Here is a 13760-nt window from a genome sequence, read left to right as displayed (position 1 = left end):
GACATAGCCGACACATCATAGTGCAGGGATTTGGCAGTAAAGGGAGGCCAAGTCCATGCCCTGGCGAGAGGTGTCGGTGATGGTTCAGCGGCGGGAGTTCGTGCGGCTTGCGATGCAGGAGGGAGCGAACCGGCGGGAGCTCTGCCGGCGGTTCAATATCCATCCCGACACGGGCTACAAATGGCTTGCACGATGGCAAGCGGATCACCGTCTGCCGCCTTCGCTAAAGCTTCGGCGCCCCTGGACCTTCACCCCGGCGAAGCCTTGGCGCAGCCGGGTCGCGGGCATGACAGTCACGGTGTACGTGCGTGCGTCGTTCCTTCGCGCCCCATCCTCACCTCCCCGTCCAGACCGGCTTGCGCTTCTCGCTGAACGCCTTCAGCCCCTCCTTCGCATCCTCGGTCATTGCCAGCAGCGCGATCTGGCTTTCGGTGTAGGCGATGCTCTCATCGAACGACATCGCGGCGATGGCGCGCATGGCGTATTTGCCGCGGCGGATCGCGGTCGGGGATTTGTCGACGATGCGGCTGATCAGCCAGTCGACCTTGGCGTCGAGCTCGGCGGCGGGCACGACGTAGTTGAGCAGGCCCGCAGCTTGCGCGGCCTTCGCATCGAACGGCTCGCCGGTCAGCGCCCATTCGTTGACGAGACGAGGCGGCGCGCTCCTCTGCAACAGGCTCAGCACCTGCATCGGAAACACGCCGACCTTCACCTCGGGCAGACCGAAGATGACGTGATCGGCGGCAACCGCCATGTCGGTCATGCAGAGCAGGCCCATGCCGCCGGCCATGCAGACGCCACTGAGGCGCGCGATCGCCGGCTTGGTCGCGTTCTGGGACAGGCGCAGCAGGTCGGCATAGTCGACATTCGGCTTGGAATGATCCATCGCGAACGCCGCGCCGGAGTTCTGCAGATCCGCGCCCGCGCAGAACGCCTTGTCTCCCGCGCCCGTCAGCACAATGACGCGGACGTCCTTGTCCTCATGCGCGTCGCGATAGCCGCGTGTGATGCCGGCGATGACATCGCCGTTCAGCGCGTTGCGTTTCTCCGGCCGGTTGATGGTGATCCAGAGCGCCTGCCCGCGCTTTTCGATGATGACGGCAGTGGTGTCGGTCATGGCACGCTCGCTTCATTGGCTCCGTTTTACCGCCATTTGCGGCAGCTCGGGCGAGAGGTGCAAGCGCAAACTGCGGGGCCGCGCCGCTTTAGCGCCTCGACACAAATTGCGCGGCGATCCCCATGCGCACTCAGGCGACCGCTTTCCTGATCCAGACCTTGTTGTCGTGGAACGCGGCCCCGCCGATCGGAGCGATCGTGTCCGCGCCCGTCAGCATGTTGATGCCGCGGCCGCCGATATGGCCCTTGTTCGGGTGAACGGATTCGGCAATCAGCACGCCGCGCCGCACGCCCTCGAACACGGTTGCGACCAGTGTGGTCTCGCCGCGGCTGTTGCCGAGCGTCACCGCATCGCCATCGGCGATGCCGAGCGTGGCTGCATCCAGGGGATGGATCATCACGCTGGCCCTGCCCTCGCGCGCCTGCGACGACGGCGTCTCGTTGAAAGTCGTGTTGAGGAAGCTGCGCGAGGGGCTGGTCGCGAGGCGGAACGGGTGGTCCTGGTCGGTATGCTCGATCACGGCCCAATGGTCCGGCAGCGAGGGCATCTTGTCGAAATCGCCCATCGTCCGGCCGAACGGCGGGTGCGCCCAATCCGCCCTGAAGTGGAATTTCCCGTCGGCGTGGGCGAAGCCGTCGAGATAATGCGAGGTGCGGAAGTCCGGCTGCAGGTCGCGCCAGATGTCGGCTTCGAGGCCGGCGATGTCGCCGTGATTGCTCAGCTTCAGCGTCGCGTCGATCAGTTCACGCGGCGTCATCTCGAAGCCCGGATGCTTGGCGCCGAGCCGCGGCGCCAGCGCCTGCAGCAGCTCGTGGTTGGAGCGGCATTCGCCGGGCGGATCGATCAGCTTCGGCCCGACCGAGATGTGCTGGTGACCGCCGCCGTAATAGAGATCGTCATGCTCCATGAACATGGTCGCCGGCAGTACGATGTCGGCCATCTCGGCGGTCTCGGTCATGAACTGCTCGTGCACCGCGACGAACAGATCCTCGCGCGCAAAGCCCTGCCGCACCAGCGACTGCTCCGGCGCCACCGTCATCGGGTTGGTGTTCTGGATCAGCAGCGCCTTGACCGGGCCCTTGCCCTGCAGAGCTTCGGCATCGCCGGTAAGGATGCGGCCGATCTGCGACTGGTCGAGCGCGCGCGTCGACTTGTCGATGGCGTCGTGGCCTTCGATGATGGATTCGTTGAAATGCCACAGCGCGTAATTGTTGAAGAAGGCGCCGCCGCCTTCATATTGCCAGGCGCCCGTCACCGCGGGAATGCAGAGCGCCGCATGCATCTGCGTCGCGCCGTTGCGCGAGCGGGTGAAGCCGTAGCCGAGGCGGAGGAAGGTCCGCTTGGTCTCGCCGACCGCCTTGGCAAAGGCCTCGATCTCCGCGACGGGCACGCCGCAGATGGCGGACGCCCATTCCGGCGTGCGCGTCTTCAGATGCGCCTCGAGCTCGGCAGGGCAGTCCGTGTATTTATCCATGTAGGCGCGGTCGGCATAGCCCTCGCGGAACAGGACATGCATCACGCCGCAGGCGAAGGCGCCGTCGGTGCCAGGGCGCAGGATGATCTTGATGTCGGCCTGCTTCATGGTCTCGTTGTCGTAGATGTCGACCGCCGCGATCTTGGCGCCGCGCTCCTTGCGGGCACGGGAGGCGTGCGTCATCACGTTGACCTGGGTGTTGACGGGGTTGGTGCCCCAGATCACGACGAGGTCGGACAGCGCCATCTCGCGGGGGTCGACGCCGGCGATCTTGCCGGTGCCGATCGCAAAGCCGATGCGCGCGACGTTGGAGCAGATCGTCTGATAGAAGCGCGAATACTTCTTGACGTGCGTCAGACGGTTGAGCCCGTCGCGCATCACGAGGCCCATCGTGCCGGCGTAGTAGTAGGGCCAGACCGATTCCGCCCCGAACTCGCGCTCGGCCTGATTGAAGCGCTGCGCGATCTCGTCGAGCGCCTCGTCCCACGAGATGCGCGCGAACTGACCGGAGCCTTTCGGCCCAATGCGGCGCATCGGGAATGTCAGCCGCTCGGGGTGATGGATGCGCTCGGCATAGCGGGCGACCTTGGCGCAGACGACGCCGGCCGTATAGGTCTGTTTTTTCGAACCTCGGACGCGGCCGATGCTGCGGCCCTCGACCACCTCGACATCGAGGGCACAGGCCGAGGGGCAGTCGTGCGGACAGGTCGAATGGCGGATCTCGATCTTGGCGTGCTGGTTCATGTCCAGTTCGTAACACCAAATTACCAGCCGGCCGAGCGCATTTATCCGGCAAGGCCCATGCGATTTGCTCAAACCGCGCATGCTGCAGGTTCCTGCTGCGGCCGCGAAATGCGGACCGCCACACCGACATCCGCCCGGTATTCCTGGCCCAATCACTGCCGTGAGGCGTCGACAGTCCGCATTCCCTGCCGCTACAGTACCGGCCAACAAGAACGATATCAGGGAGGTGGGCATGACAGCCCGAAGCTTCATGCTGGTGCTGGCCGCCGGCCTGCTCGCAGCATTCTCCGCATCCCCCTCCTCCGGGCAGGATTATCCCAACCGCGCAGTCCGGATCGTGGTGCCCTTTGGCGCCGGCGGGCCGGCGGACGTCGCGGCCCGGCTGATCGGCAACGTGCTCCAGGAGAGCTTTGGCCAGCCCTTCGTGATCGAGAACCGCACCGGGGCAGGTGGCGTCATCGGCACGGTGGAAGCTGCGAAATCGCCGGCCGACGGCTACACGTTGCTGATGATGTCCAACACGCAGACCGCGAATGAATCGCTGCTGACGCCGGACAAGCGCAAATACGAGCTGATGCGCGACCTCGCGCCGATCGCGCCGGTGAACTATTCCGATCTCGTCATCGTAGTGAACCCGCAGGTCCCGGCGAAGACGTTGCCAGAGTTCATCGCGCTGGCCAAGGCGCAGCCGGGCAAGCTGAACTACGCCTCTTCCGGCCAGGGCACGCCCTATCACATGGCCGGCGAGCTGTTCAAAGCGATGGCGGGCATCCATATCGTCCACGTGCCCTATCGCAACAGCGGCGAGGCGCGCAGCGGCGTGATCGGCGGACAGGTGCAGATGATGATCGACGCGGTGCCGGCAATGGCCTCGAATGTCGCCGAAAACCAGGTCCGCGCGCTCGCCACCACGGGCAAGCAGCGTTCCGCGGTGCTTCCGAACGTGCCGACCGCGATCGAAGCCGGGGTGCCTGGTTACGAGGCCACGATCTGGCTCGGCCTGATGGCGCCCGCGGGCACACCCAAGGCCGTCATCGACAAGCTCAATGCGGCGGTGAACGCAATGGTGAAGCGGCCCGACATCGTCAAGCTCTGGACCGAACAGGGCGCCATGCCCATGTCGATGACGCCGCAGGAATTCGACAAATTCCTGCGCGGCGACATTGAAAAATGGGCCGATGTCGTCAAGAAGTTCGACAGGTCCTGAGGCCGCACTGCTCATGCCCTCTCTTCAATTCCGCCTCAATGGCGCAGCGATCGCCGTGGACGTCGATCCGGACCAGACGCTGCTCGACGTGCTGCGCAGCCGGCTCGGCGTCACCGGTCCGCATTTCGGCTGCGGAGCCGGTGAGTGCGGCGCTTGTCATGTTATGGTCGACGACCGCGCGATGACCTCCTGCGACATGCCGATGTGGTCGGTCGAGAACAAGGACGTCGTCACGGTGGAAGGCCTCGGCACAATGCAGCAGCCGCATCCGCTGCAACGCGCCTTCATCGCCGAGCAGGCGATGCAATGCGGCTATTGCGTCTCGGGAATCCTGATCAGCGCAGCCGCGCTGCTGAAACGGAATCCGTCGCCGACGGAGGCCGAGGTGAGAGAGGCGCTCGACCGCAATCTGTGCCGCTGCGGATCGCATAATCGCATGGTCCGTGCCGTGCTGCGCGCAGCCTCTGAGATGGCCGAGCCATGACCTCCCCTGCCCCGAAACTGCCGGTCAGTCTCGTGGCCAATCCCAGGCTGTCATCTTGGGTGCAGTTCACCGATGGTGGCCGCGTGGCGATCTCGCCCGGCAAGGTCGAGATCGGCCAGGGCATTGTCACGGCGCTGGCCCAGATCGCGGCGGACGAGCTCGACGTCGATCTCGGCCGCATTGACATGATCCGCGCCTCGACGGCGATGAGCCCGAACGAAGGTGTCACCTCGGGCAGCCTGTCAATCCAGCAATCCGGCCGTGCGCTGCGCCATGCCTGCGCCGAGGTGCGGCAACGTTTCCTCGCGGCCGCATCGGAACGTCTCGGTGTCGATGCAGCGTTGCTCGATATCGATGACGGCACGATCTCGGGTCCCGGCAATGTCAGGACCAGCTACTGGGAGCTCGCTGGCGAGGTCTCGCTCGACCGCGACGCCAACGCGGGCGCGCCAGCGAAGAGCGCTGCGGGGCGCGCCCTCGCCGGACATTCGGTCCCGCGGGTCGACATTCCCGACAAGGTGTTCGCACGACCACGATTCATCCACGATTGCCCGCTGCCTGGCCTGCTCCACGGGCGCGTGCTGCGGCCGGATGTCTCGCGCGCCAAATTGATTGCTCTCGACGAAGTCGCGACGGGTGCGGTCCCCGGCCTCGTCGCGGTCGTCCGCGACGGCAGCTTTGCAGGCGTGGTTGCCGACAGCGAGGCCGCGGCGGAAGCCGCTCTGAAGATCTTGCGCAAGGGCGCGACATGGTCGACCGGCGAACCGCTGCCCGATGAAGACGATCTCGCGGGCTTCCTTAAAAGCCAGCCGGTCCAGACCACCGTCATCGACGCCAGGACGGCGACCTCTCCGAAGCAAGCCATGCGGACCTTGCGCCGGCAATACACCCGCCCCTACATCGCGCATGCCTCGACCGCGCCCTCCTGCGCCATGGCGCGATGGCAGGGTGATCGGGTCCACGTCTGGACGCACAGCCAGGGCATCTATCTGCTGCGCGCTGATCTCGCGATCGTGCTCAAGCTGCCCGCAGAAAGCATCATCGTCGAGCATATGGAGGGCGCCGGCTGCTACGGTCACAACGCGGCCGACGACGTCGCGCTCGATGCCGTGCTGCTGGCGAAAGCGGCCAGCGGCCGTCCGGTGCGGGTACAGTGGTCGCGCCATGACGAGATGAGCCATGCGCCGTTTGGTGCGGCGATGGCCATCGAGATCGAGGCTGACCTCGATGCGGACAATGAGATCGTCGGCTGGCGCCATGCGATCTGGAGCAACGGCCATGCGGCGCGGCCCGGACGCGCGGCGCAACCGGCGTTGCTCGCGGCTAGCGAGATCGAGAACCCTTATCCGCGCATGATCTCTTCCAATCCACCGGCTGCGAATGGCGGCGGCGGTGATCGCAACTCCGTACCTCTCTATGATGATTTTCCAGCCTGGACGATCACGAGCCACCGGCTGCTGACGATGCCCGTGCGCACCTCCGCGCTGCGGACCCTCGGCGCGCAAGGCAACGTGTTCGCCATCGAGTCCCTGATCGACGAGATCGCGGCCCTGCGGGGCGAGGACCCGATCGCATTCCGCTTGCGCCACCTGCGCGACGAACGGGCGAAGGATGTGATCCGCGTCGCAGCGCGACGCGCGCAGTGGAAGCCGCAGAAGCGATCCGGCATCGGCTACGGCGTCGGCTTTGCCCGCTACAAGAACACGGGGGCCTATTGCGCCGCGATTGCGGAGATTGAAGGCGCGGAGGACATCCGCGTGAAGCGGCTGACGCTTGCGGTCGATGTCGGCGAGGCCATCAATCCCGATGGCGTCGTCAATCAGATCGAGGGCGGCGCCATCCAGGCCACGAGCTGGGTGCTGAAGGAGCGCGTCCGCTTCGACCGGACGCGCATCACCTCGGTCTCCTGGACCGATTATCCGATCCTGAGGTTCAGCGAGGTGCCGGCGGTGGATGTCGAGATCATCCAACGGCCCGAGATCGAGCCGGTCGGCGCCGGTGAAGCCGCGCACGGCCCGGTGACGGCAGCGATCGCCAATGCGGTCTACGATTGCCTCGGCATACGCGTGCGCGACCTGCCGATTACGCGCGACCGGATCATTGCAGCTGCGGAGCTTGCATCGTGACCACAGTGAACATTTTGAGCGGGGGTGCCGCGCAAGGCCTGGTGCGCGGCCTCACTGAGACCTTCAAGGCGAAGACCGGCCTCAGTATCGACGGCGAGTTCGGCGCAGTCGGCATCATGGCCGACAAGCTGCGCGCCGGTACGGCGGCCGATCTCGTGATCCTGACGCAGGCGCTCCTCGCAAAACTGGCCGAGGAGAAGCTCGTCATTCCCTCCTCGATCGCGAATGTCGGCCGGGTCGAGACCGCACTCGCGGTCCGCAGCCGCGATCCCCGGGTGGAGGTGAAGACCGAAGCCGATTTGCGCGAGATGCTGCGTTCCGCCGACGCCATCTACGTCCCGGACACGAAGGCGTCCACGGCGGGACAGCACATCGCAAAGCTGCTGGATCAGCTCGGCATCGCCTATGAGGTTGCTTCGCGCCTGAAGATATTTCCGAACGGCGCGACGGCGATGCGCGAGCTTGCGGCCTCCACTGCGCGAAGGCCGATCGGCTGTACTCAGGCCACCGAGATTATTGCCACCGACGGCATCGCATTGTCGGGATCACTGCCGCCGGGCTGCGAACTCGTGACGATGTACACGGCCGGCGTCACCGCGCGGGCCGCACATCCAAAGGAGGCCGCTGCGCTGGTGGCATTATTGACCGGCGCAGACCGGAGGGAACTGCGCCGGCGCGTGGGCTTTGCCGACTAAACGGCCGGCCTATTTGTGCAGCTGGGTGAGCCCGGTCGGCGGACCGTCGACCGCAGTCCAGCCGCCGTCAACGAACAGCGTGCTGCCGCTGACATAGCTCGCGGCGTCCGAGGCCAGATAGGCCACGGCAGTCGCGACTTCGTCGGCGCTGCTCCAGCGATTGAACACGGTGTGGCCGGCGTAGAGATTGTAAATGTCGGGCCGCTGCTTGAATGGGCCGGTCAGCGCGGTCTCTGCGATGCTGGGCGCGATCGCGTTGACGCGCACGCCGGCATGGCCGACCTCGGAGGCAAAGCCCTTCACCAAGAGGCCTATCGCTGCCTTGGTCGAGCCGTAGACGCCGAGGCCGGGCTCGATGGTGACCGCGCGCACCGAGGAGCAGGCGATGATGCTACCGCCGTTCTGCTCCACCATCGATGCGGCCGAAAGCCTGGAAGAACCACACCGTGCCCTTGACGTTGAGATTGAGGACGCGATCGAGATCCTCCTCGGTGTAGTCGAGGATGGTCTTGCGGATGTTGAGCCCCGGCGTCTTCACGGCAATGTCGAGCCGCGGAAACTTCTGCATGACGGTTTTGGCTAGCGCATTGACATCAGCAGCGCTTGCGGCGTCGCAACTAGCTGCCTCCGCCCAGCCGCCCTTGTCGCGAATGCCGGCGGCAGTTGCCTCCGCCGCATCAAACGCGCGATCGGCGCAGACGACGCGGGCGCCGAGATCCGCAAGCGCCTCGGCCGATGACTTGCCGATGCCGGAAGCGGCGCCAAGCACGACCGCGGTCTTCCCGGTGAGATCGAAGAGCTTGCGATAGTCCGTCACTGATAGCTTCTCCCTGGTGCTGCTAACCCTTGTAGCCCATCAAAAGACGCGGCAGCCACAGCGAGAATGCAGGAACGTAGGTCACGAACATCAGCGCTGCGATCAGCGCTGCATAGAACGGCAGGATGGTCCGCATCACCGCCCCCACCGAGATGCCGCCAATGGCGCAGCCCACGAATTGCGTCGTTCCGACCGGCGGAGTGTTGAGCCCGAGGGCGCAGTTGATCAGCATCAGCATGCCGAACTGCACCGGATCCATGCCCGCCTTCATCGCGATCGGCAGGAAGATCGGGGTGCAGATCAGGATGGTCGCCGCCATGTCCATGAACGTGCCGAGCACGAACAGGATGATGTTGATGAGCAGGAAGATCATCCAGGGTTGCGTCGACACCTTGCTCATCAAATCGCCGGCGAAGTCGGCCACCTCGTAGAGCCCCATCAGGTACTGGAACATGGTGGAGACGCCGATCAGGAGCAGCACCACACCCGTCGTCTTCACCGCCTTGGCCGCGGCCCGCAGGAAGTTCTGCAAAGTCATGGTGCGGTAGATCAAGAAGGTCAGCAGGATCGTGTAGGTGACCGCAACGGCGGCGGATTCGGTGGCCGTGAAGACGCCGGACAGGATGCCGGCGAGGATGATGACGACGATCAGCAGGCCCGGCAGCGCGGCCGCGAACGAACGGAAAACCTCGGCCCAGCCCGGGAACTTGCCGGCGGGATAGCCGCGCTTCACCGCGACCGCATAGGCGGCGACCAGCATGCACACCATCAGCACCAGCGCCGGCAAAAGGCCCGCGGCGATCAGCGCGCCGATCGAGACCTTGCCGCCGGCGGCCAGCGCATAGATGATCATGTTGTGGCTGGTCGGCATCAAGGCTCCGACCAGCGAGGCGTGGGTGGTGACGTTGACGGCGTAGTCGGTGTCGAACCCTTCCTTCTTCATCATCGGGATCATCACCGCGCCCATCGCCGACACGTCGGCTACGGGCGAGCCCGAGACCCCGCCGAACAGCGTGCAGGCAACCACGTTCGACATGCCGAGGCCACCGCGGATGTGCCCGACGAGGTTCTTGGCGAGCTTCACGATCTTGTCGGCGACGCCGCCATGCAGCATCAGCTCGCCGCTGAAGACGAAGAACGGAATGGCGAGGAACGAGAAGATGTTCATCCCCGACATCATCTGCTGGAAGATGACGGCGACCGGCAGGCCTTCGTAGAGGATGGTGCAGATCGCCGACAGGCCGATCGCGAAGGCGACGGGTACGCCGAGGACGAGAAAGCCGAAGAAGGTGGCGCCGAGGATGATCAGTTCCATGAGGGGACGACCTCTTCGCCGCGCAGGAGCGCAATGATGTGCTCAATTGAAAACGAAACGATCAGGATGCCGGAGGCGATCAGCGGCACGTAGCGGATCACCTCGGGCAGGCCGAGATTGGGGATCTTCACGGTGCCGACCGATGCCCCGAGGATCCAGCCGTTATAGGCCATCGCAATCCCGAACACGGCCACCAGGACGTGGATCACGATCTCGATCTTCTCGCGCACATGATGCGGAAGCATGACCAGTAGACTGTCCATGCCGATGTGTCCGGCATCGCGCACGCCGACGGCGGCGCCGATCAGCGTGACATACAGAATGAGGACCAGGGCAAGATTCTCGGTCCAGGTCGGGCTGGAATTGAGCACGTAGCGTCCGAACACCTGGTAGAACACGATGGTGACGATGACGACCAGTCCGGCCACCGACAGATACATGCCGACGCGCGCGATGGGTGCATTGATCCGCGAGAGCAGGCCGGTGGACGGCCGTCCCGTGACCGCCTCCTGCTCGTGATCTGCGACGTGTGGGTCTGTCATCCCGCGCCTCTCTCGCGAGGGTCCGGTGTCACCTTGCAGCGACGCCGGACCCGATCCGCCGTGCTTCTACTTCGTGTCCTGGATGCGCTTGACGAGGCTCTGCAGCTTCTCGTCGCCGGCGAACTTCTGGTACACAGGCTTCATCGCATCGACGAACTCCTGCTTGTTGGCGATGGTGACGACCTGAACGCCGGCTGCCTCGACGGTCTTGCGCGAGGCCTGCTCACGCTCGTCCCAGAGCTTGCGCATGACGGGGACCGATTCCTTGGCTGCCTTGCGGATCATGGCCTGATCGTCCTTGCTCAGTGTGTCCCAGACCTTCTTCGACATGACCAGGACTTCGGGCGCGAGCGAGTGCTCGGTGACGTTGTAGAACTTAGCGGCCTCGAAGTGACGCGAGGATTCGTAGGACGGCCAGTTGTTCTCGGCAGCGTCCACGAGGCCGGTCTTGAGCGCGGTATAGACCTCGCCATACGGCATCGGAGTCGGATTGGCCCCGAGGCTCTGGATCATGCCGACCCACAGGTCGGACTGCTGCACGCGGATCTTCAGGCCTTTGAGGTCGGCGAGCGACTTGACCGGTGCCTTGACGGTGTAGACCGAGCGCGCGCCGCTGTCGTAATAGGCAAGGCCGACCAGGCCCGCAGGCTCCATCGCGGCCAGGATCTCATCGCCGATCGGCCCGTCGAGGACGGTGCGCATGTGCTGCGTATCCCGGAAGACGAAAGGCAGGCAGAGGGCGATGGTTTCGGGCACGAAGTTGTTGAGCGGCGATGAGTTGATGCGCATCATGTCGAGCGCGCCGATCTTGAGCTGCTCGATCGTGTCCTTCTCTGAGCCCAGGGCCCCATTGGGAAACACCTTCACGCCGAGCTTGCCGCCGCTCGCGGCTGCGAGCTGCTTGCCCATGAACTTGACGGCCTCGACGGTCGGATAGTCGGCAGGGTGCACGTCGGCGGAGCGGAAATCGCGTGCGGTCGCCAGGGACGCTGAAACCGCCAGTGCAACGGCTGTGATGATACCGGTTAGCGTCTTCATCTGGGCTTTCCTCCTGGTTGATTGGATTGATTATATCGTTGTCGGGGCGGCTGCTGGCCGCCTTGGGTCGCTCCACTTCAGGTGTGAAGTCAAGCACCAAGTCGTCCCTAGGGCGGCCGGCATTCTCTGTCCAAGCCAAATCCGGCATCGATCAATGCAAGAGTTGCATCGATCGATCTGGGGCAAGTCATGGAGAGCACGGGCCTGGTTGGCGTCGCCCGCACGTGAATTGACGCTACCAAGATGGCCCCTCAAGATGTCCGAAACTTCCGGATCTACTTGAGGGAATGCCCATGCCGCGGAAGCTGATCGATATCTCGGTGCCGCTCACAAACGACGTGACCGCCGATCCGCCCGGCAATCACCCGACGATCCAGTATATCGATCACCAGCAGGGCCTGCCGCGCATGCTGCAGTTCTTCGACGGCCTCAAGGCGGAAGACCTCCCGGACGGCCAGGGCTGGGCGGTCGAGCAGGTCTCGCTCTCCACCCACAACGGCACTCATCTCGATGCGCCCTGGCACTTCCATCCGACCATGAACCGCGGCGAGCGGTCGTGGACCATCGACGAGGTGCCGCTGGAATGGTGCTTTCAGCCCGGCGTGAAGCTCGACTTTCGGCATCTGCCCGACGGCTACGTGGCGAGTGCCGAGGATGTCGAGAAGGAGCTGAAGCGCATCGGACACCGGCTGTCGCCGCTTGAGATCGTCGTCGTCAACACCAGCGCCGGCGCAAAATTCGGCAAGGCCGACTACGTCAATTCCGGCTGCGGCATGGGCTATGAAGCCACCATGTACCTGCTCGAACGCGGCGTGCGGCTGACCGGCACCGACGGCTGGAGCTGGGATGCGCCGTTCGTCTACACCGCCAAGAAGTATGCCGAAACAAAAGATGCCGGCCTGATCTGGGAGGGCCATAAGGCGGGACGGCATATCGGCTATTGCCATCTCGAGAAGCTGCACAATCTCGACCTGCTGCCTTCGACCGGATTCACGATCTCGTGCTTCCCGGTGAAGATCGAGCGCGCCTCCGCAGGCTGGACCCGCGCGGTCGCCATCATCGACAACTAGGCCAGAAGCGTCACTCGCCGTCGAGGCCGCTCTCGGCGAGCTCGCGCAGTGCGTCGGTATCCAACACGACGATGGCGCCGTGCTCGAGGCGGACCCAGTGACGGCCGGCCCAGGCGCGCAATTGCTTGTTGATGCTCTCGCGCGTCATCCCGACCATCTCGCTGATCTCCTGCTGCGTGATGGCGAGCGTGCCGCTGCCGGAATCGAGCTTGCGCTCTTCGGTGAGGCCCAGCAACGCACTCGCGAGCCGGCCCGGCAGATTTTGGAGGATCACCTGCTCGACCTGCTGACTGGTCCAGCGCAGACGCGCACACAGCAGCTCGATGAATTTCATCGCCAGCGCCGGCTGGCTCTTCACGAAAGGCAGGAAGTCCCGACGATCGATGACGTAGAGCTCGCAATTGGTGTTGGCGGTCGCGTCCGCCGACCTGGGAGCGCCGTCGAGCACTGCGATCTCGCCAAAAATTTCGCCCGGGCCGATCAGATTGAGGATAGCGTTCCGTCCATCGGGCGACGAAGAGGAAATCTTGACTGTGCCGGCGATCACCGCGAACAGACTGTTGCCGGGATCGCCCTTGGCGGCGATCGTTGCGCCGCGCTTGACCGTGGTGTGCTTGGCGTAGCGGCAGAGCTGATCGAGCGCGTCCGGCTCCAGATCCGCGAAGATCGGGTGCTTGCGCAGGACCGATAGTTTGTTGCCCGCCGACTGTCGCGGGTCGCCGGTCTTGTCCTGAGGCACGCCGCGTTGCTCCTAAGACTACGAGGCACTGGGTTCCTGCGTAGTCAACGTTATCAGGCTTTTCAACCGGAAAGCACGCGCGCGATTTGAGGCAAATGCCACGAAATGGCCGTGGTAAAGTCGCAAGGATGCATCCGAAGGATGTGTCGATACATCACCGTCGATGCAGAGTTGCAAGCAGCGCAAGCCGATATTGCGTTGAGGCGCTGCCGAACGCCCGCGCCCGCTTGCGCATCGGTCGTCGGCGCGCCGGACGCGGACGATGAGCTTCCGCGCTTGGACCCGGGATGAGCCGGCCGGTGCTGGTTTGCCGGTCTGCCCAAGCCAGAACTGCGGCAAATGCGAAGATCGCGACGACGACAATGGTCACCAGCAACGCATCAGCGGGCATC

General features: G+C 64.6%; 12 protein-coding genes and 2 pseudogenes. 6 read left to right on the top strand and 8 right to left on the bottom strand.

Translation table 11 applies throughout. From position 1 onward, the window contains the following. Positions 1–55 precede the first annotated feature (55 nt). Positions 56–211 (top strand): annotated as a pseudogene (locus P6U27_RS11600) (helix-turn-helix domain-containing protein); the annotation flags it as partial. Between the two features lie 123 nt (positions 212–334). Here the strand turns inward: P6U27_RS11600 and P6U27_RS11595 are convergent. Next, on the bottom strand, positions 335–1117 hold the full coding sequence (locus tag P6U27_RS11595) for an enoyl-CoA hydratase/isomerase family protein (protein WP_407119752.1): 783 nt from the start codon (positions 1115–1117) through the stop codon (positions 335–337). A 130-nt stretch (positions 1118–1247) separates the two neighbouring features. Beyond that, positions 1248–3335 (bottom strand): molybdopterin oxidoreductase family protein, encoded by a 2088-nt coding sequence (locus tag P6U27_RS11590; protein ID WP_407119753.1) that lies wholly within the window; start codon positions 3333–3335, stop codon positions 1248–1250. A 232-nt stretch (positions 3336–3567) separates the two neighbouring features. Between P6U27_RS11590 and P6U27_RS11585 the strand changes: the two genes are divergently transcribed. From P6U27_RS11585 to P6U27_RS11570, 4 genes are read left to right on the top strand one after another with little or no spacing between them, the layout of a single operon-like run. Further along, positions 3568–4542, top strand: coding sequence for a tripartite tricarboxylate transporter substrate binding protein (locus P6U27_RS11585; protein ID WP_407194068.1), 975 nt, complete (start codon positions 3568–3570; stop codon positions 4540–4542). Between the two features lie 13 nt (positions 4543–4555). Then, a complete protein-coding gene (locus P6U27_RS11580; RefSeq protein ID WP_129144156.1) occupies positions 4556–5026 on the top strand; it encodes a (2Fe-2S)-binding protein in 471 nt (156 codons plus the stop codon). Beyond that, complete coding sequence (locus tag P6U27_RS11575) at positions 5023–7152, top strand: molybdopterin cofactor-binding domain-containing protein (RefSeq protein ID WP_407194067.1); 2130 nt, start codon at positions 5023–5025, stop codon at positions 7150–7152. Before P6U27_RS11580 ends, P6U27_RS11575 begins: the two co-directional genes overlap by 4 nt. Next, positions 7149–7847: a molybdate ABC transporter substrate-binding protein gene (locus P6U27_RS11570; RefSeq protein ID WP_407194066.1), complete on the top strand. Its 699-nt coding sequence runs from the start codon at positions 7149–7151 to the stop codon at positions 7845–7847. The genes P6U27_RS11575 and P6U27_RS11570 overlap by 4 nt, the downstream gene beginning before the upstream one ends. A gap of 9 nt (positions 7848–7856) precedes the next feature. Here P6U27_RS11570 and P6U27_RS11565 read toward each other — a convergent pair. The 4 genes and pseudogenes from P6U27_RS11565 to P6U27_RS11550 form a co-directional block, all read right to left on the bottom strand. Further along, a pseudogene (locus P6U27_RS11565) lies at positions 7857–8664 on the bottom strand (SDR family NAD(P)-dependent oxidoreductase). A gap of 22 nt (positions 8665–8686) precedes the next feature. Then, the gene (locus P6U27_RS11560) at positions 8687–9979 is read right to left on the bottom strand and encodes a TRAP transporter large permease (RefSeq protein WP_407194065.1); all 1293 of its coding nucleotides are present in this window, start codon (positions 9977–9979) and stop codon (positions 8687–8689) included. After that, positions 9970–10521 (bottom strand): TRAP transporter small permease, encoded by a 552-nt coding sequence (locus P6U27_RS11555; protein ID WP_122402269.1) that lies wholly within the window; start codon positions 10519–10521, stop codon positions 9970–9972. The genes P6U27_RS11560 and P6U27_RS11555 overlap by 10 nt, the downstream gene beginning before the upstream one ends. 66 nt (positions 10522–10587) lie before the next feature. After that, positions 10588–11559, bottom strand: coding sequence for a TRAP transporter substrate-binding protein (locus P6U27_RS11550; RefSeq protein WP_129144161.1), 972 nt, complete (start codon positions 11557–11559; stop codon positions 10588–10590). Positions 11560–11852: 293 nt separating this feature from the next. Between P6U27_RS11550 and P6U27_RS11545 the strand changes: the two genes are divergently transcribed. After that, positions 11853–12629, top strand: coding sequence for a cyclase family protein (locus tag P6U27_RS11545; protein ID WP_122406551.1), 777 nt, complete (start codon positions 11853–11855; stop codon positions 12627–12629). Between the two features lie 10 nt (positions 12630–12639). On the opposite strand, the gene P6U27_RS11540 is transcribed toward P6U27_RS11545, so the two are convergent. Both P6U27_RS11540 and P6U27_RS11535 read right to left on the bottom strand, forming a co-directional pair. Beyond that, positions 12640–13368, bottom strand: coding sequence for a Crp/Fnr family transcriptional regulator (locus P6U27_RS11540; RefSeq protein WP_122402267.1), 729 nt, complete (start codon positions 13366–13368; stop codon positions 12640–12642). Between the two features lie 154 nt (positions 13369–13522). Then, positions 13523–13759 (bottom strand): hypothetical protein, encoded by a 237-nt coding sequence (locus P6U27_RS11535; protein WP_407194064.1) that lies wholly within the window; start codon positions 13757–13759, stop codon positions 13523–13525. Position 13760 lies beyond the last annotated feature (1 nt).

The sequence above is a fragment of the Bradyrhizobium sp. STM 3566 genome (genome assembly GCF_045571445.1).
Taxonomy (GTDB): Bacteria; Pseudomonadota; Alphaproteobacteria; order Rhizobiales; family Xanthobacteraceae; genus Bradyrhizobium; species Bradyrhizobium vignae.
The sequence above is the reverse complement of the archived record's forward strand: the minus strand, read 5'-3'. Positions and strand labels throughout refer to the sequence as shown.